Source organism: Nonomuraea sp. IBHARD001 (assembly GCF_056106265.1).
The window spans coordinates 3,754,116-3,777,339 of record NZ_JBWBBW010000002.1; the positions used below are offsets into that span (position 1 = coordinate 3,754,116).

General features: G+C 72.0%; 17 protein-coding genes. 2 read left to right on the forward strand and 15 right to left on the reverse strand.

Going from position 1 to position 23,224, the window contains the following annotated elements; translation table 11 throughout:
* Positions 1-207: 207 nt before the first annotated feature.
* Genes ACTWNK_RS19195 through ACTWNK_RS19205 form a run of 3 tightly spaced genes read right to left on the reverse strand, consistent with a single transcriptional unit; the run spans position 208 to position 4,309 of the window.
* Positions 208-2,328 (reverse strand): hypothetical protein, encoded by a 2,121-nt coding sequence (locus tag ACTWNK_RS19195; protein WP_474305608.1) that lies wholly within the window; start codon positions 2,326-2,328, stop codon positions 208-210.
* Positions 2,325-2,573, reverse strand: coding sequence for a hypothetical protein (locus tag ACTWNK_RS19200; RefSeq protein WP_474305610.1), 249 nt, complete (start codon positions 2,571-2,573; stop codon positions 2,325-2,327). The genes ACTWNK_RS19195 and ACTWNK_RS19200 overlap by 4 nt, the downstream gene beginning before the upstream one ends.
* Positions 2,570-4,309 (reverse strand): peroxidase family protein, encoded by a 1,740-nt coding sequence (locus tag ACTWNK_RS19205; RefSeq protein WP_474305612.1) that lies wholly within the window; start codon positions 4,307-4,309, stop codon positions 2,570-2,572. The genes ACTWNK_RS19200 and ACTWNK_RS19205 overlap by 4 nt, the downstream gene beginning before the upstream one ends.
* A gap of 49 nt (positions 4,310-4,358) precedes the next feature.
* Here ACTWNK_RS19205 and mdlC point away from each other — a divergent pair, with 49 nt between their 5' ends.
* Entirely contained in the window at positions 4,359-5,906 is a 1,548-nt protein-coding gene (gene mdlC, locus ACTWNK_RS19210) for a benzoylformate decarboxylase (RefSeq protein WP_474305614.1), read from the forward strand.
* Entirely contained in the window at positions 5,903-7,309 is a 1,407-nt protein-coding gene (locus ACTWNK_RS19215; RefSeq protein WP_474305616.1) for an FAD-binding oxidoreductase, read from the forward strand. Before mdlC ends, ACTWNK_RS19215 begins: the two co-directional genes overlap by 4 nt.
* On the opposite strand, the gene ACTWNK_RS19220 is transcribed toward ACTWNK_RS19215, so the two are convergent.
* The 12 genes from ACTWNK_RS19220 to ACTWNK_RS19275 all read right to left on the reverse strand — a co-directional run bounded on the left by ACTWNK_RS19220 (position 7,281) and on the right by ACTWNK_RS19275 (position 23,210).
* A complete protein-coding gene (locus ACTWNK_RS19220; RefSeq protein ID WP_474305617.1) occupies positions 7,281-8,663 on the reverse strand; it encodes a cytochrome P450 in 1,383 nt (460 codons plus the stop codon). The two genes, ACTWNK_RS19215 and ACTWNK_RS19220, sit on opposite strands and share 29 nt — an antisense overlap.
* A gap of 35 nt (positions 8,664-8,698) precedes the next feature.
* Positions 8,699-9,418, reverse strand: coding sequence for a hypothetical protein (locus tag ACTWNK_RS19225; protein ID WP_474305619.1), 720 nt, complete (start codon positions 9,416-9,418; stop codon positions 8,699-8,701).
* Positions 9,415-10,578 carry an ABC transporter ATP-binding protein gene (locus ACTWNK_RS19230; protein WP_474305621.1) on the reverse strand — a complete coding sequence of 388 codons (1,164 nt, stop codon included), beginning with the start codon at positions 10,576-10,578 and terminating at the stop codon, positions 9,415-9,417. The genes ACTWNK_RS19225 and ACTWNK_RS19230 overlap by 4 nt, the downstream gene beginning before the upstream one ends.
* Before the next feature lie 97 nt (positions 10,579-10,675).
* Complete coding sequence (locus ACTWNK_RS19235; RefSeq protein WP_474305623.1) at positions 10,676-13,612, reverse strand: helix-turn-helix transcriptional regulator; 2,937 nt, start codon at positions 13,610-13,612, stop codon at positions 10,676-10,678.
* A gap of 261 nt (positions 13,613-13,873) precedes the next feature.
* Positions 13,874-14,095: a hypothetical protein gene (locus ACTWNK_RS19240; protein ID WP_474305625.1), complete on the reverse strand. Its 222-nt coding sequence runs from the start codon at positions 14,093-14,095 to the stop codon at positions 13,874-13,876.
* On the reverse strand, positions 14,092-17,013 hold the full coding sequence (locus tag ACTWNK_RS19245; protein WP_474305627.1) for a type 2 lanthipeptide synthetase LanM family protein: 2,922 nt from the start codon (positions 17,011-17,013) through the stop codon (positions 14,092-14,094). Before ACTWNK_RS19245 ends, ACTWNK_RS19240 begins: the two co-directional genes overlap by 4 nt.
* Positions 17,014-17,068: 55 nt before the next feature.
* A complete protein-coding gene (locus tag ACTWNK_RS19250) occupies positions 17,069-17,872 on the reverse strand; it encodes a DUF427 domain-containing protein (RefSeq protein ID WP_474305629.1) in 804 nt (267 codons plus the stop codon).
* Positions 17,873-17,875: 3 nt separating this feature from the next.
* Positions 17,876-18,376, reverse strand: a complete 501-nt coding sequence (locus tag ACTWNK_RS19255; RefSeq protein WP_474305631.1) for an ester cyclase — start codon at positions 18,374-18,376, stop codon at positions 17,876-17,878.
* Positions 18,377-18,388: 12 nt separating this feature from the next.
* A complete protein-coding gene (locus ACTWNK_RS19260; protein WP_474305633.1) occupies positions 18,389-20,113 on the reverse strand; it encodes an ABC transporter permease in 1,725 nt (574 codons plus the stop codon).
* The gene (locus ACTWNK_RS19265; protein WP_474305635.1) at positions 20,110-21,264 is read right to left on the reverse strand and encodes a hypothetical protein; all 1,155 of its coding nucleotides are present in this window, start codon (positions 21,262-21,264) and stop codon (positions 20,110-20,112) included. The genes ACTWNK_RS19260 and ACTWNK_RS19265 overlap by 4 nt, the downstream gene beginning before the upstream one ends.
* A 107-nt stretch (positions 21,265-21,371) precedes the next feature.
* Positions 21,372-22,412, reverse strand: coding sequence for an ABC transporter ATP-binding protein (locus ACTWNK_RS19270; protein WP_474310944.1), 1,041 nt, complete (start codon positions 22,410-22,412; stop codon positions 21,372-21,374).
* Between the two features lie 159 nt (positions 22,413-22,571).
* Positions 22,572-23,210, reverse strand: coding sequence for a MerR family transcriptional regulator (locus ACTWNK_RS19275; RefSeq protein WP_474305637.1), 639 nt, complete (start codon positions 23,208-23,210; stop codon positions 22,572-22,574).
* Between the last annotated feature and the right edge of the window lie 14 nt (positions 23,211-23,224).

Sequence of the window (23,224 nt, forward strand, 5' to 3'; positions counted from 1 at the left end):
ATATTGAATCTTCAATAGGACTTTCCTCTGGAGTCACCTGCTCGACGGCAGGTATTTCCCCGCCGCCCGGATACCCGCACGTACCTGGGAAGACGTAGCGGGAAGACGGCCGGGAAAGGCCCCACATCCAAGACCCGGCACGGCGGCCGGAAGGAGCTGTCACACCGTTTCACGCATCTGGTGTCACCATCCGGCCGCCGCTCCGGCTCACGCCTCGGGGATCGACACCACCGCTCCGGCCGCCAGCCTCGCCTGGTAGCTGTCGGTCGACAGGGCGAGGAACGGCCTGGCGTCGTCGAGTCCGAGCTCGCGCAGCCGTACGGCCATCCGGTGCTCGCCGGTCAGCGACAGGCGCACGCGCGGTGAGGGGTGGGTGTGCTGGCGGCCCTTGGTGTCGACGAGCGAGCGCAGCGTGCGGCCCTCCCGGTGCGAGTAGGTCACCAGGTCGACCTCGGGGCCCGGCAGCCACGGGCCGAGCCGTCCGCGCAGGTTGAGCACGCCGGGCACGAACGCCGAACTGCTCTCGGTCTCGACCTCGACCTCGGCGAAGAAGGACGGGAAGCCCCAGATCTCCTCGGCCAGCGTGCACGCCGTGCGGTCGCTCATCGCCAGGTCCAGGATGTGCACGCCCGAGCGCCGCCTGTCGGCCCTGCGCAGCAGGTCGCCCCAGACCATGACCGGCTGTGGCCGCCACGGGTCGTGCACGACGAGCGCGGTGGCCACCTCGTCGTAGGCGCCGACGGTCGTGGTGCGGAAACGCCTGGCCAGCATCATCAGCACGGCCTTGCCGCGCAGCGTCGCGGGCCGCAGGCCGGTGCCCTTCAGCAGGGCGGTCGCGGCCCCCAGGTCGGCGGTGAACAGCAGCGTCATCGCCATGCTGTCGGAGCAGCGCACCGGCAGCTCGACCGGCCCCACCGACGTCTGCACCGGAGCCGTGGCCACCGTCAGGAACGGGAAGCCGTCGGGCGAGCGCACCTCGTCCAGCACCCGGTAGGCCTGCGACCTGGTCACCTCGCCCTGGTAGGGCCGCAGTGCGGTGTTGATGTGCGCACGCGCCTCGTGCAGGTCGTACTCCAGGTTGTGCAGGTACTTCAGCGCGTGATGGCAGGCGGGGAACTCGTGGGTGTCGTCGTTGTAGTCGACGACGTACCAGCCGGGATGCAGATGGAACGGCGAGCCGGGCCCCTGGCCGTCCAGGCTCGGGATGAGGTCGTGCTGGTTGGTGATGGTGGCGACGAACGCCTGCTCGGGCGGCTTCTTGAAGTCGACGGGCGCACCGACGGCGATGACGTGCGTGACCTCGTAGCGGCTGGAGAACTCCGGGTCCTGCGCCAGGTTCATCACCGCGGCGCCGCCCTCGCTGTGCCCCATCAGCGCCAGCTTGGCCCCGTCGGGCACCTGGAAGGCCTTCACCGCCCGCATCAGCGCCCTGGTGTACGGCGACTCGTCCATGAGCGTGTTGCGCCAGGCGCCGACCAGGTCCTGCGGCGAGTCGTTGCGCGGCATGCCGCACTGCATGCCAGGCACGTACAGGATGTATCGCTCGCCGCCCACCTCCTGGAGGAAGACCCGGCCGGTGTTCTTGATCGTGGCGATGTTGCGCATGAAGCCGGTGACGGTGGCGCTGGTGTCGATCTGCTCCTGCTCCTCGCGGGTCAGCTCCACCGGTTCGGCCGAGCCCTCGCCGACGTCCCAGCGGCACACGGCCTGGACGGTGACGCCCAGCAGCGGCTCGTGCTCGACCGGCTTGCCGGTGGCGATCGACCAGCCCGAGCTGTCGTTGCCGGGCAGCTCGTCCAGCAGCGCGTTGAGCGCGAGCAGTTCGGTGAACACCGGCGCGATGCCGTCCAGCGCCTTGCCCAGCCCCTTGTCCTTGACCAGGCGGCGCAGGGCGCGGGCGGCGGCGATCGAGCTGTCGGCCGAGATGGCGTCGATCAGGCGGCGTACGGCCGGGTCCTCGGCGAGTTCGGGATGCGAGGTGGTGACGGCGGCGATGCGCAGCCGCAACGACAGCACCGCCACCAGGACGGCCAGGCTCTCCCTGCCGGTGAACCCGCCGATCTTGGAGGCCAGAGAGCCGCTGAGCGCGTAGCCGAGGCCGTCGCGGTGCACGGCGGCCCGCAGCAGCGCGCGCTCGGCGGGCACACCCGTGCCCGGCTGGCGCAGGGCGGAGGCGACGACCCTGCTCTGGGTCAGCGTCGCCGACAGTCTGGCCGACACGCCCTTGATCTCCTCGGCGGCTCTGGCCAGCTCGACCGCGGCGGCCCTGACCGTCTCCAGTTCGCTCTCGTAGACGCCCGAGCGTGAGGCGTCGGACTCGATCTTCACGAGATGCCTCCCAGCATCGCCTTGGCATGCTCGTCCAGCCGGTCGGCCGAGCTCTCCAGATCGCCCGATGCGACCATGCAGCGCTCGATGAGCACGCGGATCTCCTCGGCGAACCACGGGGGCACCAGGTCGAGGCCGCGCAGGCTCTCGGCGGCGTCGCGCAGCCGCAACGCCTGGTTGACCATCGTGCGGGCGTCGGCCCGGGTGCCGTCGGCCAGCATGGCCACACGGGTGGGTTCCTTCATGACAGCCTCCTCCATGGTGCGAACGCGTTCTTGACGCCGCCGAGCGCGGGCGCGAGTTCGGGATGGTGACGGTGCAGGACGTCGAGCATGCCGGTGGCGTCGATCCAGGCCATGCCCTCGGGTGTGTAGACCTCGGGGGTGTAGAGGTCGGTGAAGAACGGGTCGCTCTTGAGCCGCCGCGAGGCCATCAGCACGAAGATGCGGAAGGCGGTGTCGGAGAAGCCGAACCCCTTGGGCGGCTGCTCGGCATACATGCCGATCATGGTGTCGATGCGGTCGACGTCGCCTTCGTACACTTCGCGCAGCGCCTCCCCGCTGTTCAGTTCGGCGAAGTCGAGCACGGGCGGCTTGCGCATCATCGTACGGAAGGCGTTGTAGCGCGGGATGCCGCGCTCCCGGTCGCGCAGCACGTCGACGGTGGCGATGTCGAGCCGCTCGCCGGACAGCCGCTCCAGGTCGCGCAGGCCGTTGGGATGGTTGTGCAGGGTGATCGCGCCGGGGTTCATGACGCCGAAGGAGTAGAGCAGGTCGGACATGCCGTAGGTGTCGACGGCCTGCCTGGTGCCCCTGCCCTGCAACGGGGTCAGGTCCTCGACGGTGATCAGCGTGCCGTTGCGGTGCGAGCGGATCGGGTAGTCGTCGCGGATCAGCGGGTGCAGGCGGTAGCAGGTGACGAACTCCTCGGTGGTGGAGTACGGCGCGCCGTGGTGGTCCTGCTGCGAGCCGAGGATGCCGGAGATCACCTCGCCCTTGCCCATCCGGCCGTGCCCGGCCAGGAAGCGCGGCCCGACCAGGCCGGACCAGTTGACGTTCATCCCGATGCGCAGCGCCGGGTGGTCGAGGATGCCGGGCGTCCACTCCACGGTGTGGATCTTGGCCATGACCGCCACGTTGACCAGGCGCGCGACGTGGAACAGCTTCTCGTCGTCCCAGGAGGGATAGGCCTCGCGCAGCATGTCGCAGATGGCGTTGTGCTCCTTGGCGAAGAGCGTGTGCATCAGCGCCAGGCCGACCCAGTAGTTGTCGTTGAACCCGCACAGGTCGATGCCGGGCAGGTCGCACTCGGGCAGCCTGCCGTCGGGCGTGAGACGCAGTTTGCCGTCCTCGCCGCTGCGGACGCGGCGGCAGGCCTCCTCCGAGCTGCCGTAGATCTGCGAGCCGTCCCACCAGTGCGTGACGGTGTTCTCGTAGGTGGGCGGCCGATCGGCGCCCACGTGGGCGACCGGGTCGGGCCTGCTGCGGCTGACGCGCATGGGGTGCTCGTGCCACGGGTCGGCCGGGTCGAGCGGCACCTGCAGCGGGTCGGCCTGGTGGTTGTCGCCGTGGCTGAACCAGTCGTGGTTCTGGAACTGGATCCAGGCGGCGGCCAGCATGTTCAGACTGGGCGCCGGGATGAACTCGGTCCGGGTCAGCAGCCGGTCTGCGACCTCGCGCGGGCTGGGCGACATGAGGTCGTGCGGGAAGGTGAGCTCCAGCGGGGCGTTGCGGTCGAACCTGGTGCCCGCCCTGCCCATGTCGACGTCATCGGGGTCGTATCCCGAGCCGTCGTAGCTGCGGTGGCACGGCCGCTCCGGTGAGGGGGTGCGCGCGCGTTCGCCTCCGGCGCCGTAGGTGTCGTGCAGGTTGTGCCGTCGCAGGTCGTCGCGCATCTTGGCCAGCGCGGCGATCGCGAGCGGCGTCGGCAGCTCGTGCCATGGCCGTTCGTTCGTCTTCGGCTTCTCCAGAACCATCGACATACCTCACTCGCTGCAATCAATTGGATACTCATAGTTATATCCTCACGAAGTGACCACCGTACGCGCCGCCGTCTTCGATTTGCTCCGCGAACACGGCGTGACCACGATCTTCGGCAATCCCGGCTCGACCGAGCTGCCGATGCTGAACGAGTTCCCGTCCGACTTCAGATACGTCCTGGGGCTGCAGGAGGCGGTGGTCGTCGGCATGGCCGACGGCTACGCCCAGGCCACAGGACGCACCGCCCTGGTGAACGTGCACACCTCAGCAGGGCTCGGCAACGCCATGGGCGCCATCGTCAACGCGGCGGCCAACAAGACACCGCTCGTCATCACCGCGGGCCAGCAGGTCCGGGCGATGATGACGCTGGAGGCGCTGCTCACCAACGTCGACGCCACCACGCTGCCCAGACCGGCGGTGAAGTGGTCGTTCGAGCCGCCACGCGCCCAGGACGTGCCGCACGCCCTGGCCAGAGCGCTGCATCTGGCCGCCACGCCACCGGCCGGCCCGGTCTTCCTCTCGCTGCCGATGGACGACTTCGAGGCCGAGGTCGACGAGGGGGAGAGCACCGCCGTCGCCAGGCGCAAGGTCGTCTCTCGCACGGCGCCGCTGCCGGAGGCGGTGCAGGCGCTGGCCGGGCGGATCAACGCGGCCCGCAATCCCGTGCTGGTCGTCGGCGGAGAGGCCGACAGCCAGGAGGGGTTCGATGCCGCCGTCGCCCTCGCGGAGAAGGCCGCGCTGCCGGTGTGGGCGGCGCCGCTCGAAGGGCAGATGTGCTTCCCGCAGGACCATCCGAACTTCCAGGGCTTCCTCGCGCCCGGCATCTCGCTGATCTCGGCGCAGCTGGCCGGGCACGACCTGATCGTGGTGGCGGGGGCGCCGGTCTTCCGCTACTACCCCTACCTGCCCGGCGCCTACCTGCCCGAAGGGGCCGCGCTCGCGCACATCACCGGTGACCCGGGCGAGGCGGCCAAGGCCCCGGTCGGCGACGCGATCGTCGGCGACGTACGGCTGGCGCTGGCCGGGCTCGCCGCCCACGTCGAGCGCTCCGGCCGCAAGGTGGCCGCCCGCGCGCCCGCCGCCGACGTCACCGGGTTCGGGCCCGCCGCCGTCTTCGCCACCCTGGCCAGGACCCTGCCCGACGACACGATCTGGGTCAACGAGTCGCCGTCCAACACGCTGGACTTCCAGGACCAGGTCCGCATCTCACGCCCGGGCTCGTACTTCTTCACCGCGGGCGGCGGGCTCGGCTTCGGCCTGTCGGCGGCCGTCGGCGTGCAGCTCGCCGAGCCCTCGCGCCGGGTCGTGGCCGTCATGGGCGACGGGTCCATGCAGTACGCGCTCCCGGCGTTGTGGACGGCGGCGCGTTACGGCGTGCCGCTCACCGTGCTCGTCCAGACCAACCAGGAGTACGCCATCCTCAAGTGGTTCGGCGAGCTGGAGAAGGTCTCCGGCATTCCCGGCCTGGACATCCCGGGCATCGACATCCGCTCCATCGCCCAGGGCTACGGCTTCGCCACGGAGCTCGCCCGGACGCCGGACGAACTCGCCTCGGCGCTCTCGGGCACAGGGCCGCTTCTCGTGGAGGTCAGGATATGAGCACCTCGCTCGACCTCGCCTGGACCGCCGCACTGCGGGCCGGTCTCGCCTCCGACACCCTGCACACCGACGCCGGGACCAGACAGGCGCACGCCAGGGACGCGGCGCCCTTCAGCGAGGCGGGCACTCCCGCCGTCGTCGTCACACCCGAGACCGTCGAGCAGGTCCAGCACGTCATGCGGGTCGCGCACGCCTACCAGGTGCCGGTCGTGCCGCAGGGCGCGAGGACGGGCCTGGCGGGCGCGGCCAACGCCGAGGACGGCTGCATCGTGCTGTCGACGCTCAGGATGAACCGCGTCATCGAGATCGACCCGGGCAACCGGCTGGTGGTGTGCGAGCCCGGCATCACCAACCGGGCGCTGTCCGAGGCGGTGGCCGAACACGGCCTGTTCTACCCGCCGGACCCGGCCTCGTGGGACTCCTGCACGATCGGCGGCAACATAGCCGTCGGCGCGGGCGGCCTGTGCTGCGTGAAGTACGGCGTGACGTCCGACTACGTGCTCGGCCTGAAGATCGTCATGGCCGACGGCGAGCTGCTCACCACCGGCAGGCGCACGGTCAAGGGCGTCGCGGGCTACGACCTCACCAGCCTGTTCGTCGGCTCCGAAGGCACGCTCGGCGTGATCGTCGAGGCGACGCTCGGCCTGCGGCCCAGGCGTGGGCCCTCGCTCGCGGCGCTGGCGACGTTCGCCTCGGCCACCGACGCGGGCAAGGCGGTGGCGGCCGTCATCAAGGGCGGGCACGTGCCGTCCGCGCTGGAGCTCATGGACCAGCGCACCACCCGTGCGGTGGCCGCGCTGGGACATCCGCTGCTCAGTCCCGAGGCGGCGGCCACCCTGATCATCGAGTCCGACGACCGCGAGCCGCTGACCGAGATCAAGGCCATGGCGCTGCTGTGCGAACAGGCGGGCGCGATCAGCGTGAGCACGGCCGCCGACCAGGAGCAGAGCACCCAGGTGCTGGACGCCCGCCGTATGGTCCTGCCCGCCCTGCAGGCCGAGGCGGCCAAGCTCGGCGGCGACCCCACGGCGTTCATCGAGGACGTCGCGGTGCCCAGGACCAGGCTGGCCGAGCTGATCGACCAGATCGACGCCATCTCCGCCAGGTACGACCTCTACATCTCCACCATCGGCCACGCGGGCGACGGCAACCTGCACCCGGCCGTCGTCTTCGACCGCTCCGACCCCGGAGCCCTGCGCAGGGCCGAACAGGCCTACGACGCGATCATGGCGGCGGGCCTCGAACTGGGCGGCACCATCACCGGCGAACACGGCGTCGGCCTGCTCAAGCGCGACTGGCTGCGCCGGGAGCTCGGCGAGCGCAACCTGCGGGTCCAGAGCGACATCAAGCGCGCTCTGGACCCGGGCAACATCCTCAATCCAGGGAAGGTGCTGCGACTCTGACCCGCGCGGGGCCGGTCTGCTCGGGCACGACCGGCCCCGCCAGCCGTACGGCGAAGCGGAAGCGGGCGGCGTTGACGGTCTGCGGCAACGGCGCCCGCGCCCCCAGATCCAGGTCCAGCAGCTCATAGCCCCGGCCGCGCAGCAGGGCGGCCAGGGCCACCGGACCGAGGAACATCGCCAGGTCGCTGCCCGGACACTGCCCCGGCCCCTTGCTGAACGGATTGACCCACCAGTCGCCCGCCTCGCCGCCGTCGATCCAGTCGGCGGGCGCGAACGCGTCCGGGTGCGGCAGCTGTGGATTGCGGTGCAGCACGGCCGCCGGGATCATGATCGACGAACGCGCCGGAAGGCTGACGCCGTGCCAGTCGACGGGCACGGTGGTGATCCGCATGAGGTTCGGCACCGGCGCCCACAGCCGCAGCCCCTCCATCAGACAGGCCCGCAGGTACGGCGTGTCGCCGCCGCGCCCGACCTCCGACTCGGCCGTCGCGTACTCCTTCGGGTGGCAGGCCAGCAGGGCCAGCGTCTGCATGACGCCCATGCCGAGCACGTCGAAGGCCATCAGCCAGTGCGAGACCTGGCCCGCCGGGTCGGTGCGCTCGCTCTTGGGCGCGTCGGCGAACATGCTCATCAGGCTGCCCGGCTCGGCCCGCTCGACATAGCCCTGGATCTTGGCGTTCAGCCTGCGCAGCATGGTCTCGGCGCGCCCGGCTCGCCAGAAGCGCAGGCCCATCCAGTTGGCCTCGCGGCGAAGCGCCCGCAGCAGCTCGCTGACCTGCCTGTCGTCCCTGGCCGAATCGCCGAACAGGATGCGCCTGGCCGCCCTGGCGAACGCCTCGTCGAAGTCCTGCCTGCTCAGCACGCCGAGCCCTACGTCCGACAGCAGGAGGGCGACCTCCTCCTCGACCACCTGCCCGAACCGCTCGCCCAGCACGTGCAGGGGCTGTCCCGCCTGCAGGACGGCGTTGTTGAAGGCGTGCCTGTCGTCGAGCAGCGGCCCGCTCGGCGTCAGGACGAGCGAGTCGGGCTGGAAGATGCCGAGCCCCTTGACCTTCTCCGGGCTGGCCAGCGAGTACTCGTGGTCGGAGGCGGACAGCACCCTGGCGATGTCCCCCTGGTTCACCAGCAGCAGCACCGGCCCGCTCGGCCCCAGCACCCACAGCGAGCGCCCGCCGTACTTGCGTCTGAGCCGGGCCACGACCCTGCCGGCCTTCTTGTTGGTGTCGAGGCGTGCGACGAGGTCGAGCATCTTCTGGTTGGTGGTGAAGGCGCCCCTGAGCAGGCCCGGGAGGGTGTAGGTCAGGGTGAAGCGCATATTCTCCAGCGCGGTGGCGCGCGGAATTCTGGTTGGCATTGACATCCCATCCCCCGATAAGACATGTAGGGGGTTCATTCCCCGTTTCCGCCGGTCGGCGCACATTCCGGGCTGCGGTCGTGCCCGGCGGTCACGCCGGTGTCCCAGGCCGTGCACAGGGCGGGGGCCAGGACGGCCAGCAGGCAGGTCAGGGCGGCGACCGCCGTACCCGGGGTGAGGTCGCCGTGGCGGGCGGCCCACAGCACCAGGGCGAGGGGCGCCTGGCAGCCCAGGGCGATGACCAGGGCCTTGACGGCCTTCGCCCGGGCCAGGGCGAGCGCGGCCGCCGACTGCAGGGCGACGGGGGCCGACACCTGCTCGCGGGCCAGGCCCTGGCCGCCGCTGACCACGACGTCGCCCAGCGTGCCGAACACCGCGCCCGCAGCCTCGGCCACCCTCGCGTCGGCGGCCAGCGCCTGCCTGCGACTGCGCCCGGCCACCGGCGCCAGCCGCACGAGCAGCAGGACGGCCACACCGACCGGGACCACGACCAGCGCGGCGACCCTGGCGTCCACCGCGCACATCCCCGCCACCCCCGCGACCAGCCGCAGCACCAGCGCCTGCGTCCGGCGCACCCGGCCCGCGACCACCAACGGGCTCTGGATGAGCAGGCAGGCGGCCAGCAGGGCCGCGCACGCCACGGTGGTCGGCCGGTCGCCCCCGTCGACGGCGAGCGCCGCCAGCGGCCCCACCAGCACGGCGGGCAGGCACTCCAGCAGCCCGGCCCGCACGAACCCCCCGCCGCCGCCGCTCACGACGCCACCTCGAACAACGCCCGGTACAGCGGGTCGGTGACCAGGTCGGCGTGCGGGGCGAGCGCCTTGGTACGGCCGTCCTCCAGCCACAGGACCAGGTCGGCGCAGGCCGCGGTCGAGACCTCGCGCGCCACGACGAGACGCGTGCCGCCGTCCGGCGCCGATCCGGCCTTGGCCGCCTCGTCGTCGAGCACCATGACAGGCGTCACCGCAGGGCAGCCCTCCTCGCCGCGCCCGGCGAAGGCATAGGACACGTGACGCGGCAGCACCCGCCTGTCGACGTCACGTACGGCCAGCACGTCCAGCATCACCCGCCCGCCGCTCGCGTCGGCCAGCCCGCCGACCAGCGCGGTCAGCAGGCTCTTGGCCTCCTCGCAACGGCCGACCACGGCACACGTGCGCCCGGCCGGGATGCGGGCGCTCACCCCGCGCAGCACCATCCGCTCGCCGGCCATCGCGGTGACGTCCTCGAACGTCACGTTCAGCGGGCCAGGCGGCAACTCCCAGCCGCCGTCGGAGGGCGCCTCACAGGCCAGCACCTCGGCGATGCGGTCGGCCGCCGCCCACCCGGCGCGCACACCCGCCGCCGCGGGAGCGCGCCCGGCCGCCGCCACGAGCAGCAGCACCGCGTACCCGGCCGAGGCCACGACCGCGCCCACCGAAGGCCCGCCCACGCCCCACCCCCAGACGGTGTGCGCGAGCGCGGCCAGCGACCCCGCGACGAGCACGGCACGCGCGCCGAGCCTGGCCGTCGCGACCACCCCGCGCACGGCCAGGGCGGCGTCGGCGCCCAGCCTGCCGGTCAGGTCGCCGGGCGCGAACCTGGCACTGCGCCAGGGCCCGAGCCGCAGCACCTGCTCCAGGAGGCGTACCCGCAGCCAGGCGACGGCCGCCGCCTCGAACGCACCGGCGGCCAGCGCCGGGCCCGCCCCGAACACCACACTGAGCCCCAGCAGCACGACCGGCCATCCCACACCGGTCCCGGTCCCGGCCGCGAGCGCGTCCATCGCACCGCCGAGCGCGCCGGGCAGCAGCAGCAGGCACACCACGCCGCCCGCCAGGACCAGCGCGACCAGCGCCCCCCGGCCCGGCGCCTGCGCCGCGACGGTCGCCAGCATCCGGCCCGCGCCCCTTGCGGGCATCTTCCCCGTGTCGCTCATGGGATCACTGTGCCGACCAGGTCCGCACCCGCGCATGCGGGCCGAGCCCCCATATTCAGCGCCCCCATATTCGGCGCCCCCATATTCCGTGAGGGGCCTACTCCTCCATCTCCTCCGCCCGCCCGCACAGCGCCGCCCTGTCGGCCAGTCCCGTCTTCAGCAGCAGGCTCGCCACATGCTTCTCCACCGTCCTCGGCGAGATGAACAGCCGTCTGCCGATCTCCACATTGCCCCGTCGCCCGGCCAGCAGCACGAACACCTGGTACTCCCGCACCGTCACCCCCAGGCCCCGCAACGCGTCCGGCACCTGGTCGTGCCCGTCACGCCGCTGGGCGACCGCGGCGCCCGCCTGGCGCAGCAGCGCACGGCACGCGCCCGTCACGGCGGGCACCCGCGCGTCGTGGAAGTACCGCTCGGCCGTACGCAACCACACCAGCGGCTCCCCCCACCCGTCGGCCAGCGCCGCCTCCGCCACCAGGCGCAGCCCGAGATGCCTGGCCATCGGGTACGGCGAAGCGGCGGCGAGCGCCTGGCCGAACGCCTCCGCCGCGGCGAGCGGCTCGCCCGACCTGCCGTGCAGCACGGCCCTGGCCAGCAGCAGGAAGTGGCGGTTCCAGGTCAGCTCGGCAGCCGGGCCCTTGTCGGCCGCCTCCCACTCGGCCGTCCCGGCCCGCCCGGCGAGCACGTCGAGCAGCACGCCCATGCCGTACCTGCCGGTCAGGTAGTAGATCGTGGGATGCTCCTCCTCCCAGCGCCTGGCCTGGGCCAGCAGGTCGGCCGCGCGGTCCCTGTCCTCTTCGAGCAGGGCGCACATCGCCGTGCACAGGCCGTAGACGACCGCCATGTGCAGGCTGGCCTCGCCGCCCCACCTGCGGAACTCGGCCAGCGCCGCGTCCATCTCGGCCCTTCTGGCCTGGTGTGCGGCGAGTGTGGCCCTGGCCAGCAGGGCGTACTGGGTGTAGGCGGTGTGGCCCAGGCGGATCGTGGTCTCGACACAGCTCGCCGCGATGGCCTCGGCCTGGTCGTACTCGCCGCGCAGCGCCATCGTCATCACCAGCGAGCCCTGGGCGGCGTGCACCAGGCTGATGGCTCCGGCGCGGGTCGCCTGCTCGTTCACCTCGTCCAGCAGGGCGCGTTCGCCGGTGCGCAGCGTGTGGTTGGCGGCCAGGCGCAGGGTCGCGCGCAGCTTCCACAGCCTCAGGCCGTGCGCGTCGGCGATGGCCAGCACCCGGGTCAGGCAGCGTTCGGGCTCGTCGAACCCGCGCACGCGCGAGAGCATCGCCAGCCGCTCCCACGCCTGGCAGGCCACCTCGGGCAGCGGGAGGCGCTCGGCGACCTCGGCCGCCCTCCTGGCCAGCGCCTCGGCCGCGCTCATGTCCTGGGCGCTGTGCTGCAGCACGCCGTGGTCGGGCACGATGAGCTGGGCCTCGATGACGTCGATCGCGGCCGTGCGGGCCTGGTCGGGGTCGGCCTCCAGCAGGCGTCTGACGGCGGCCACGTGCGCCAGGCCGTCGCTCGTGCCGCCGGTCTCGGCCGCCACCCAGGCCAGTTTGGTACGCAGGTCGGCCTCGTTGCCGATCGTCATCGCCAGGTCTCCGGCGAGTGCGAGCTCCTTGGCCAGCTCCAGCGCGCGATCGGCCCGCCCGCCCTCGGTCAGCGCGTGCAGCAGCAGCTGGGTACTGCGGGCGCGCAGGTCGGCCGGTGCGTCGCCGAGCAGGGCGTAACCGCGTTCGAGCACGGTCGCGGCGACGTCGGCCGCCCCCTCGTCGAGCAGGCGGCATCCGGCCTCGGTGAGCAGCCTGGCCGCCGCCGTGCCGTCTCCCGCGGTCAGGCGCAGGGTGGCGGCGATCTGGCACCATTCGCCCGGCAGGCCGGGATGCAGGCGTTCGAGCGCGTCGGCGGCGCGCCCCGCGTACAGGACGCGTTCGGCCGGGATCAGCGAGGCGAGCAGGGCTTCGGCGGTGAGCGCGTGCCGGAAGGCGTACCAGTCGCTGGAGGCGCCCGAGGACTCGTCCGGCGTGATGAGCTGGGCGGTCATCCCCGAGCGCAGGAACGTCACGACCTCGCGGTCGCCGAGTCCCGTCGCCTCCTTGAGCACGCCGATGGGGAAGCGCGAGCCGAAGACGGCGGCGGTGTGCAGCAGGTCCTGCGCCTCGGGGCCGAGCTGGGCGGCGCGCAGGGCGACGGTGCGTACCAGGGTGGTCGGCACCTCGATGGCCGGGTCGCCGCTCAGCTGCCAGCGCTCGCCGTCGTGGCGCAGGGCGCCGACGTCGGCCATCGCGCCGAGCAGCTCCTCGACCACGAACGGCACGCCGTCGCTGTCACGTTCCAGCCTGGCGAGCAGCGGTTCTGGCAGGTCGTCGGGGGAGGTGTCGAGGCAGGCGGCGGCGAGCATCCGCAGTTGCGGCGGCGCCAGCGCGGGCAGGTCGAGCACGGTGGCGATGCGCCGCCGCGCGCAGGAGTCGGCCAGCGTGCGGGCCTGTCCCGCGTGCCCGCGCAGATTGACCAGCAGGACGGCGGGCACGTCCGCCAGGTTGTCGGCCAGGTACTCGACCACGGCCAGCGCGTCGGCGTCCGCCTCGTGCAGGTCCTCCAGGATCAGCAGGCACCCGCCCTTCGCGCCGACCGCGCCCAGCAGCCGCAGCACGGCCTCGGCCAGCACCACGACCGACTCGATGTGCCCCTCGACGCCGTCGCGCCGCCACTCCGGGATCAGCTTCGTCAACGCCGGAAGGTACGGCGCGAGCGCCGGGTCGTCCGGCGGGCCCTGCGTCCTGGCCAGCGAGAACAGGGCCTCGCTGAGCGGCTTGAACGGGATGTCGGCACTGACCGTGCTGCCACGCCCGCGCAGGGTCGTCATGCCGGCCGCGTAGGCGTGGTAGGCGCATTCCGCGGTCAGCCTGGACTTGCCGATCCCCGCGTCACCCGTGACGAACACGGCCCCGCCCCGGCCTCGCACGGCTTCGGCGAGGCGCCGGTCCAGCAGTTCGATCTCGCGGTCGCGTCCGATGAGAAAGGGGGCGGTGAACTGCATGGCGCCAGAGTATCGGGCGGCAGGCGCACGAATATGACGTTATTTCAGGATTTGTTATGACCGAATGCCACAGCCAACCCCGCCCCGAGCGAAGCCCCGGGGCCACCCTCCGAGGCCCCAGGAACCCCGACCCGAAACCCCAGGCCCAGGGCTCCTGGCTCCCGAGCGCTCAGCCCAGGGTCTCCGGCTCCCGAGCGCCCAGGACTTCCGGCTCCCGAGCGCCCAGGCCACAACCCCAGCGCCCAGCCCCCCGCGACGCTCCTACGCCGGACCCGAGATGCTGACCGGCCAGGTGGTGTCGGGGCCGCCGAGGGCGATGGCCGCGCCCAGGGCGGTGTCGGGGGAGCCGAGGGCCAGGCTCGCTCCCGTGGTCAGCCCGGCCAGGACGGCGGCCCTGGTCAGCGGGCCCAGGCCGCCGAGGCGTACCAGGATCGCCCCTGCCGGATGGTCCTGGCCCGCCTTGGTGGTGTCTTCGGTGTTCATCGGTGTGCGTTCTCCTTGTTCTGTCCGGCGGCCTGCAGCAGCAGCACCGACGTCGTTGTCTCCGGTACGGCCAGCCTGAGCAGCCCGTGACCGATGCCGGCCAGGCCGTCGAGCAGGCCGGGAGTCGAAAGATGGCGTGGCGTGCCACACCGGGCCCCGAAACGGTCGAGCGAGGCCAGCAGCTTGCCCGTATGACTGCGCAGCGACCGCACGGCCAGGGGATCGCCGCGCCGGGCCAGCGCGCTCAGCGCCTCCAGCCTGCCGAGCTCGCCATGACACAGCCCGTGCCCGCCCAGCGGCCCACCGGAGGGCGGCGCGAGCACGGGATTGCCGGGCAGCGCGTCGGCGACGGCCAGCGAGACCCCGGCGGCCCCTTCACACCAGGTACGCCCCTCCGCCTCGCGCACGGCCCTGCCCAGCAGCGAGGACGCCAGCGCGTCCGCGCCCCCGGCGGCGACTCCTCCGGCCGTGCCCTTGGCCAGCGCCCACCCCATCCCGGCGATCCCGTAGGCGAACCCCTGAGCCGTCCGAGCGTGCTCTGCCCCTTCCAGCGCCGCCCCGAGCCGCTCGGCGCAGAGCGCCGCCACCCGCCCGGCAGCCGCCGACCCGGTGTCCTCCCGTACGGCGAGCATCGCGGCCAGGCACCCGGCGAGCCCGTCGTACACGTCCAGCGTGACCTCGCCCTCACCGGAGACGACCGCCCCGGCCAGCTCGACGGCCTGCCCGGCCCACGCGCTCACCTCTGAGTCGCCCAGCAGGGCGCCGAGCCGCGCCAGCGCATAGGCGATCCCGCCCAGCCCGCCGAACCCGCCGCACCCGACGGCACGCGCCAGCGCCTCGTGCCCGGCCAGCGTCCCGAGCAGCCGGGGAACAGGCGTCAGCGCCTTGCGCGCGGTCTCCAGGTACCGGGGGATCCCGGTGACGACCCCGGCCTGGGCCAGGAACAGCGCCACGCCCGGATACCCGCTCGCCAGCCCCCCGCCCAGCGGCATGATCGACCAGTGCCCGCCCTCGTCGGGTTCGAGGCCGAGCCAGTTGGCCGCCCTCTCGTCGTGGTGCGCGGTCGCGCACAGCCGGTCGGCGATGCCCCGGGCGGCGGCCAGCAGCGCCTCGGGATGCGGCACCACGGCCTGCAGCGCGGCGGCGGGCGGCCTGCCGGGATCGTGCCGCGCGCCACCCGCCCGTACGGCGAGCGACGCCTGGATCACCCATTCCTGGTCGTCGCGGTCGGCCCGGCCCATGCGGGCGAGCTTGGCGGCGACCGCGTCGAGCCCGGTGCGGGGCAGGCCGACCGCGAGCGGTGTGCCGTCGCCCGCCTCGATCGTCAGGGAGCCGGGCGTGGTGCCGAAGTAGGGGATGTCACCGGCCCACAGGTCGGCGCGCTCCCGTGCCACCGCGCACGTGCGCAGGGCGTCGCCCTCCGACATCAGCGTCAGCAGGTCGAACACCTCGTCGCGGTCGGCGGCGGCCGAGGCCACGTCCGGATGGGTCGACTCCAGCAGCAGGTCGCCGTAGATGCGGGTGGGCCGCAGCAGCAGCCGTACCCGGTCGGTCCCGAATCGCGCCAGCGGGCCCGCGAGCAGGTCGCCGCGGCCGGTGGTGAGCGCGTCGTAGGCCTCGCGGAAGCCGCCGACCAGGTCGTGGGCGAAGTGCCCGGGATCGGCGTCGACGCCGTTCAGCCGTGGCCGGTTGGCCGCCCCGGCGAACCTGGCCGCCCGCCGTACCAGGCGCATGGTGTCGGTGCCCTCCTCCTGCCATCCGGCGGCGGAGAAGGGGTGCACGGCGTCCTTGTCGCCGCCGAGCCCCGAGTAGTCGAGCGCGCCCTGGTCGCCCACCACGAGGCGGGGCAGCAGCGCCGTACGGTGCACCGAGTCCTGGAGGGCGTCGAGCGCGGGGTCGGCGGGCACGGGGGCCGGAAGCACGGGATGGAACAGCGTTTCGACGTCCACCAGGATCGGCTGACCGGCGCAGGCGACGAGGTTCTCGTAGTGCACGTCGACGGCGTTGAGCGCATACAGCAGGGCCAGCAGGGCGCCCATGCGCCGGTAGAAGCGTTCGACCTGGGCCACGTCGGCGCACTCGCTCGCCGGAACGTACTCGGCCCAGCCGTAGCCGGGGCGGGCGAGCACCTCCAGCGTGCCGAGCGCGAGGCCGGGCACCCGGTCGTTGAGCCAGGCCACGACCTCGTTGAAGTGCAGATGCGCCTCGATCGGACGCGGCCGGTAGACCACCCGCGCGCCGGAGGAGAAGGTGAGCACGGCGACGGCACGCCCGCCCAGGTGCGCGTCGCCGGTCGCGGTGTAGCCGGCCAGGCGTCCCGGCGCGGCCCCGAGCAGGCCGAGCAGGGCGGGGCGGTCGTCGTGCAGGCGGCCGAGCAGTTCGAGCCCGGCCGCGACGGCGCCGTCGCACTCCTGGGCCAGCAGCCTGCCGAGCACCGGGTAGGAGGCGAGCAGCCGGGCCAGCCCCTCGCCGCCGCCGACCTGGCGGACGAAGTCGGCGAATCGCTCGGCCGGGGTGGCGCCGCGCAGCCTGCCGTCGTCGCGGCGCCGGTTCAGTTCGAGGACGAGAACGCGGGCGGCGATCCTGGCCAGAGCTGCGGTCAGCCCCTTGGCGAAGCCCGCCTTCACCGAGTCCAGGTCGAGCCCGGCCGCCAGATGCGCGGCCCCCGCGGCCAGCCGGTCGGCCGCGTGCACGGCGAACGGCTCTACGGCGGCCGACAGCCCGGCCGGGGCGTCGTCCTGGCGGGGCGTGCGGTGCGCCAGGTCCAGCACGTCGTGCAGGGTCGCGGCCCACGGCGGCCGTGCGGTCACGGGCTCGGCCGCCGTCAGGCCGCGCGCCCACCAGGCGGGACCGAGGTCCGCACCCGGGGCCGCGCCTGTGGCCATGTCGAGGTCCACACCCAGATCCACATCGTTCACGTGGGCCAGTATGGCGAGCGGCCCGCGTGCGGACATGGGGGAGCGGCCCCCATATTCACAGGTTGGTGATCTTCGGTGGCCTGCTCCACGCGGTCTCGGGCCGTTGCAACCGCTCGCCGTCGACCAGCACCACGTCGGCCTGCTCGTCGAAGAAGCACACCATGTTCTCGATCTTCGGGCACTCCGGCACCGGGAACCGGTAGGTCCACGCGCAGTCGTGCATGAGCCGATCGCCCACCCGCAACGACCAGTACGACGCCTTGCCCTTGTAGGGGCACTGCGAGGTCGTCGTCGAGGCGACGAGCAGGTCGAGGCGCACGTCCTGCTTGGGCAGGTACCAGCGCGGCGGCAGGTTCGTCTCCAGCAGGAGGCAGGGCCTGCTGCTCTCGCCCACAACCTCGCCCATCATCTCCACCCGCACGTGCCGGGAGGCGCGCAGCACGTCCACCCGGTGGAAGGGGTCCTTCGGATGGGCGTAGACCTCCTCGTCCTCCTCGAACCAGGAGTCCATCACCTTCCAGTAGAAGGCGACGAGCCCCGGATGGTCCTCGTGCGTCCACGCCGCGCCCTTGGCGTGCCGCCCTCCGGCGCTCAGGTCGAGGAAGGCGCGGCCGTCCTTGACCCGGCCCGACTCGCTCAGCAGGTCGCCGCGCACGTCGGCCAGCGGGAAGTAGTACACCGGCATCGCCCTGGCCTGCAGCACCAGCGAGGCGCACGCGGAGTCGGCCACGGCCACACCGCTGTAGTACGCCCTGACCCTGCGCAGCGCCGGTACCACCTTCATCGTGTAGTCGACCTGCCGTGCGGCCTCACGCGTGATCACGCGGTCCTCCAGCGGGACGTCGAACAACTCGGGCATCGCTCAGCCTTCCGCTCTCTCGGCCTGCGACTGTTCGGCGAAGCGTACGATGCCCGCCTCGCGGCCGTCGTTGGACATCTGCTGCCACATCGGGAAGTCGTCGCGCACCACGAAGTGCTCGCTCACCTTCTCGTCGCGGAAGCGCAGGATGTGCACGTGCGGCTGGCTGACGAACCTGCCGTCGGCCTCGATGCCGAACAGGGTGCCGCCGGTGTGGTAGGCGGTGAACATGCCCTTCAGCACCACCCACTCGCCCTCGGCCACGGCCATCTCGATGTCGAAACGCGCGTCGGTGAACAGCAGCTGGAAGGCGTGCCTGACCATCCTGGCGTTCTCGATGCCCCGGTCCTTGCCGGGCTCGGAGGCGTGGTTCCAGTAGTCCTCGGTGTGGTAAGTGCGGAAGTGCTCCTCGAACTCGGGGCCGTCGGGGTCGACCTTCGAACCGACGTCGCGGCCCCAGATCTTCAGGGCGATCTCCTTGTTGCGCTCTGCCGATGCCGACATGGGGGTCCTCTCCTACAACAGGGGCGTGGACAGGGAAGCGCGCCTGGACAGCAGCAGGCGCACGCCGTACCCGGCGACCAGGACGACGACGGTGAAGATCACGGCCATCGCGGCTCCCTGGTCGGGGGCGTAGAGCTGGGCCGCGTTCGGGTTGATGCGGCTGTAGAGGTACCACGACAGCGGGCGCGACTCCGGCGTGGCGAGGAAGGCGGCGATCGTGAACTCGTTGGCCCCGAGGATGACCATCTGGATCCACGCCGCGGCGGCGGCCGGCAGCAGCAGCGGCAGCACCACCCGCCTGAAGGCCGCCAGGCGCGAGGCCCCCGAGGCCGAGGCGGCGTCCTCCAGCTCGGGATTGATCTGCAGCACCGCGCTGTAGGCGATCCGGTAGGCGACCGCCACCCGGTAGGAGTAGGCCAGCGTCAGCACCCACACGGTCCCGACCAGCGGAATCCACCGGTTGATCGAGGAGTACAGCAGGAACGCGGAGAACCCGGCCATCGTCGCGGGCACGGCCAGCGAGGAGGAGGTGAGCACGTCGACGATCCGCGTGCCCCAGGTCCGGCCGCCACGCGCGGTGTAGTACGCCGCGACCATCGCCACCGCGACCGCGAGCGTGGCACTGCCGACCGAGATGACGGCGGTCCGGCCGAGCGCCGCCCAGAACTCCGGATCGGCCACCGCCTCGCCGAAGGCCCCGACCCCCGTGTGCTGGAGGAGGTTGTCCCAGTTCATCGGCATCGCGTACGGCGTGAGCGCCGACCAGAGCAGCGCCACCAGCGGCAGCAGGGCCGTGGGCAGCAGGTAGAGCACGACCAGGGCGGCGGCGGGCAACCGGCCACGGCCGAGCGGGAGCCTGACCGGCCGGAAGTCCTTGCCCGTCACCGAGGCGCGCTGTGCGGCGTCACGCGTCGCCCAGAGGTACACCCTGAAGATCAGCGCCACCGCCACCAGGAAGTTCAGCGCGTAGGCGGCGGCCAGGCCGTACCTGGGCAGGTCGCCCGGTGTCGGTGTGATGAGGCTCCAGAGCTTCAGCGCGAAGATGTTGCCGCCCTCCTGCTGGCCGAACAGCAGCGGGATCTCCAGATTGCCCATGAGCAGCATGGTCAGCATCGCGACCACGCCGAGCGTGCCCGGCCAGAGCATCGGCAGTGTCACCTTGCGGAAGGTCTGCCAGGCGGAGGCGCCGCTCGCCCTGGCCGCCTCCTCGTGCGAGCTGCCCATGTTCTGCATGATCGGCATGAGCAGCAGGAAGGGGAACGTGACGTTCGCCAGGCCCTGTACGACGATCATCGTGGTGAAGTCGAACGGGTCGATCCAGCCGCCGAGCAGCCGGTTCAGCACGCCGGACTCGGGGGCCAGCATGAGGAAGTAGCCCTGGGCCCGCACGATCGGCGGGATCACGAACGGCACGATGACCAGGACGGTGACCAGATGGCGCCCCGGCAGGTCGGTCCGGACGACCAGCCAGGCCAGCGCCCAGCCGACCAGGCCGGAGACCAGGACCGAGCCGCCGACGAACAGCGCCGTGTCCCTGGCCGTCGCCAGCAGGTCGCCCGACAGCTCGCCGTACAGGGTGGTGAAGGCCGTCGTGCTCCATCGGGCCGTCGACAGGCCGAAGGGCAGGTACAGGCCGCGCAGTGCGGTGATGGCCTGGACGGCGAGCGGGACGATCAGGAGGTAGGCGATCACGGCGACGGCCGCCGCCGTGATCACGCGCAGGCCGTGCCGCCTCACTTGGCCTCGATCGCCTTCTGGGCCGCCTTGATCAGCTCGTTGTACTGGTCACGGTTCGCCTGCGTCTCGAACACCGTCCAGCCCTTGTCGATCGCGCCGAAGAAGGCGTCCTGGTTGCGCTTGAGCACGCCGCTCGACTGGTCGAACACCGACTTGGGCAGGCCGGGGAAGGGCGTCTGCAGGGTGATGAACCTCTTGTCGGTCATGCGGAGCTTGAGCCAGTCGGGGTCGTAGGCGTTCCACAGCAGGAACAGCTCGGCGGCCGGCTTGTTCTTGCCGTGCGCGTTGACGCCGGAGAACTGCAGGTACATGTTCTCGGTCTGCAGGGCGGAGACGGCGAGGTCGGGGTTGGGGTCGTAGAGCGGGCCGCTGAACACCGCGGGCTTGTCGCCTCCGGCCAGCAGCGGGCCCGGGTTGTCGGTGAGGGTGAGGCCGCCCTTGCCGCGCAGGTCCTTGATCAGCTGGACCATCCTGTCCTTGCCGTGCTTCATGCCGTAGCCGGTGAAGACCTGCGACTCGTAGCTGGCCATGGCGGTCCTGCCCTTCCACTCGGGGGCGAGGAAGCCCTCCCAGGTGTCGGGCACGGTGGCCGCCTTCTTGACGTTGTACTGCACGAGCGGGCCGTTGACGCTGTCGGGCAGCAGTTCGGGCGCGCCGACGGTGAACCACTCCTTGGGCACGCCGTACTTCGTCCAGTCGACCTTCTCCCAGAAGCCCTCGTCGTACATGGGGGTGATGCTGGTGATCGAGCCGGAGACCACGTCGGTGTTGCGCTCGCCGGTGGCCTTGGCCGAGATGATGGCCGACGATAGGTTGTAGGTGAGGCCGCGCGTCTTGACCGTGATGCCGGGGAAGCGCGTGGTGAACTCCTTGATCAGGTCCGGGCTGAGCTCGTACCAGTCCCAGACGACGAGTTGCCCGCCGTCGGTCTTCCTGGCCTCCTGGTGCAGGGCGTCCAGATTGGTCTTGAGGGTGGGCCAGTAGTCCTCGTAGAAGTTCTCGCAGCGTGTGACAGGTCCGAGTGCGACGGCCTGGCACACGGTCGTGGCCTTCTGTGTCGTCGCGGGGCCCGCAACCGAGCTCTTGGTCTCGGTGCCCGTGCCACATCCGGCGACGAGCAGGACGGCCAGACAGAGGAATCGTGTCTTCATGGGATCCTGTATCCAATCTCTGTACGGCGACCGCCCCGTCGGTCCTTGCCGGTGGATTTCGGTCTGCGGGCAGGCCTTTCGGTCTGCGGCCGGGCCGGAAAGGGGGATCAGCCGCCGTCGGTCAGGACGGCGCAGCGCTCGGGGATCGGCTCGACGTAGATCGTGTCGCCCTCCCGGTGCCCCGACGCGGGATGCCGCCTGATCGTCACACTCTGCGCCGAGCCGTCCAGCCTGACCCGGCAGTCGAGCGTCTCGCCGAGGAAGTCGACGCGCTCGACCGTGCCCTTCAGCGCCATGGCCGACGGCTCGTCGTGCACGTGCACGTTCTCCGGCCTGAAGGAGACGGTGACCTGCGAGCCGGCCTCCGCCGTGCACGTCGCCCCCAGCGTGCCCGCCGGGGTGCGCAGGCCGCCTCCGGCCACGACCTCGGCGCGTACGAAGTTCGCGATGCCCACGAAATCGGCGACGAACCTGGTCGCCGGGCGCTCGTAGATCTGCCTCGGCGTGCCCTGCTGGGCTATCCTGCCGCCCTCCATCACCGCGATCCTGGTCGACATCGACAGGGCCTCGGCCTGGTCGTGCGTGACGAACAGGGTGCTGATGCCGAGCCTGCGTTGCAGGTCGCGTATCTCGGCTCGCATGCGGTCGCGCAGCCTGGCGTCCAGGTTGGACAGCGGCTCGTCGAGCAGGAGCAGCTTGGGCCGCCTGATCAACGCCCTGGCCAGCGCGAGCCGCTGCTGCTGGCCGCCGGACAACCGGGTCGCCGAGCGCCCCGCCACCTCGTCGAGGCCGACCGTGGCCAGCACCTCCTCCACCCGCTCGCGCACCTCGGCCCTGGGGCGGCGCACACCGTCGACCCGCAGGGGGAAGGCCGCGTTCTCGAACACCGTCATGTGCGGCCAGATCGCATAGCTCTGGAACACCATCCCGATGTCACGCCGCTCGGTCGGCACGTACACGCCCGGCCCGCACACCGTCGTGCCCGCCAGGGTGATCACGCCCTCGTCCGGGCGCTCCAGTCCCGCCACACAGCGCAGGGTGGTGGTCTTCCCGCAGCCCGACGGGCCCAGCAGGGAGTAGAACTCGCCCTCGCCGATCTCGAAGTCAACGCCGTCGACGGCACGCTGGGCGTTGCCGAAATCCTTCACCAAACCGGTCACTGTTGCGATCACTGGACCTCCGGCTGGGCATGAATCGCAAAATTGGATTCAATCTGGCCATGTACGGGGAGTGTGATCCAGCGCACTCTCGCGGTCAAGAGCGCCTGGTGCCGCCAGGCGGAACCGAACGCATGATCGGCGAGGTCGTCAGCCTTCGGCCCGGCCGAACCTGCTGGTGGTCTCCGCCTCCTGGGCCAGTCTGCGCAGGGCGCTCACCATGGAGTCGCCGATCGAGGTCCTGACCACGACCGCCTCGGCCATGCCGTCCTGGCTGGGCGAGCGCAGCACGCCGTCGACCTCCAGCACGGCCATCCCCGCCGCCGCGCGGGCGTAGTCGTCGAGCAGGCCCGCGTAGTCCTCGTGGCCGAGCCTGCGCAGGGCGGCCAGGGCGTCGGCCAGCGTCCTGCGGGCCGGATTGGTCGCACGCACCTGCCAGCCGTGCCTTTCGATCAGCTCGTCGACCTGGAGCCGGGCCCATTCGGCGGCCTCGTCGGGCTCGCTCTGGCGGGGTCTGCGCGGTGTCAGCGCGTACTGGGCCTTGCCGAGCGTCTCCAGGTCGCTCGCACGGGAGTCCATCAACGCGAGCACCTCGGCGGCCTCGGCGATGCTCAGGCCGCCGACCTCGACCAAAGCCCGGATGAGCTTGATCCGGCGCAGGTGCTCGCCGGTGTAGCGCGCCTGGTTGCGGCTGGTGAGCTCGCCCTGCGCCACCAGGCCTTCGCGCACGTAGAACTTGATCGTGGGGATCGGCACCCCGCTGAGCCTGCTGAGCTCGCCGATGCGCATCCGCCCACCCCTCC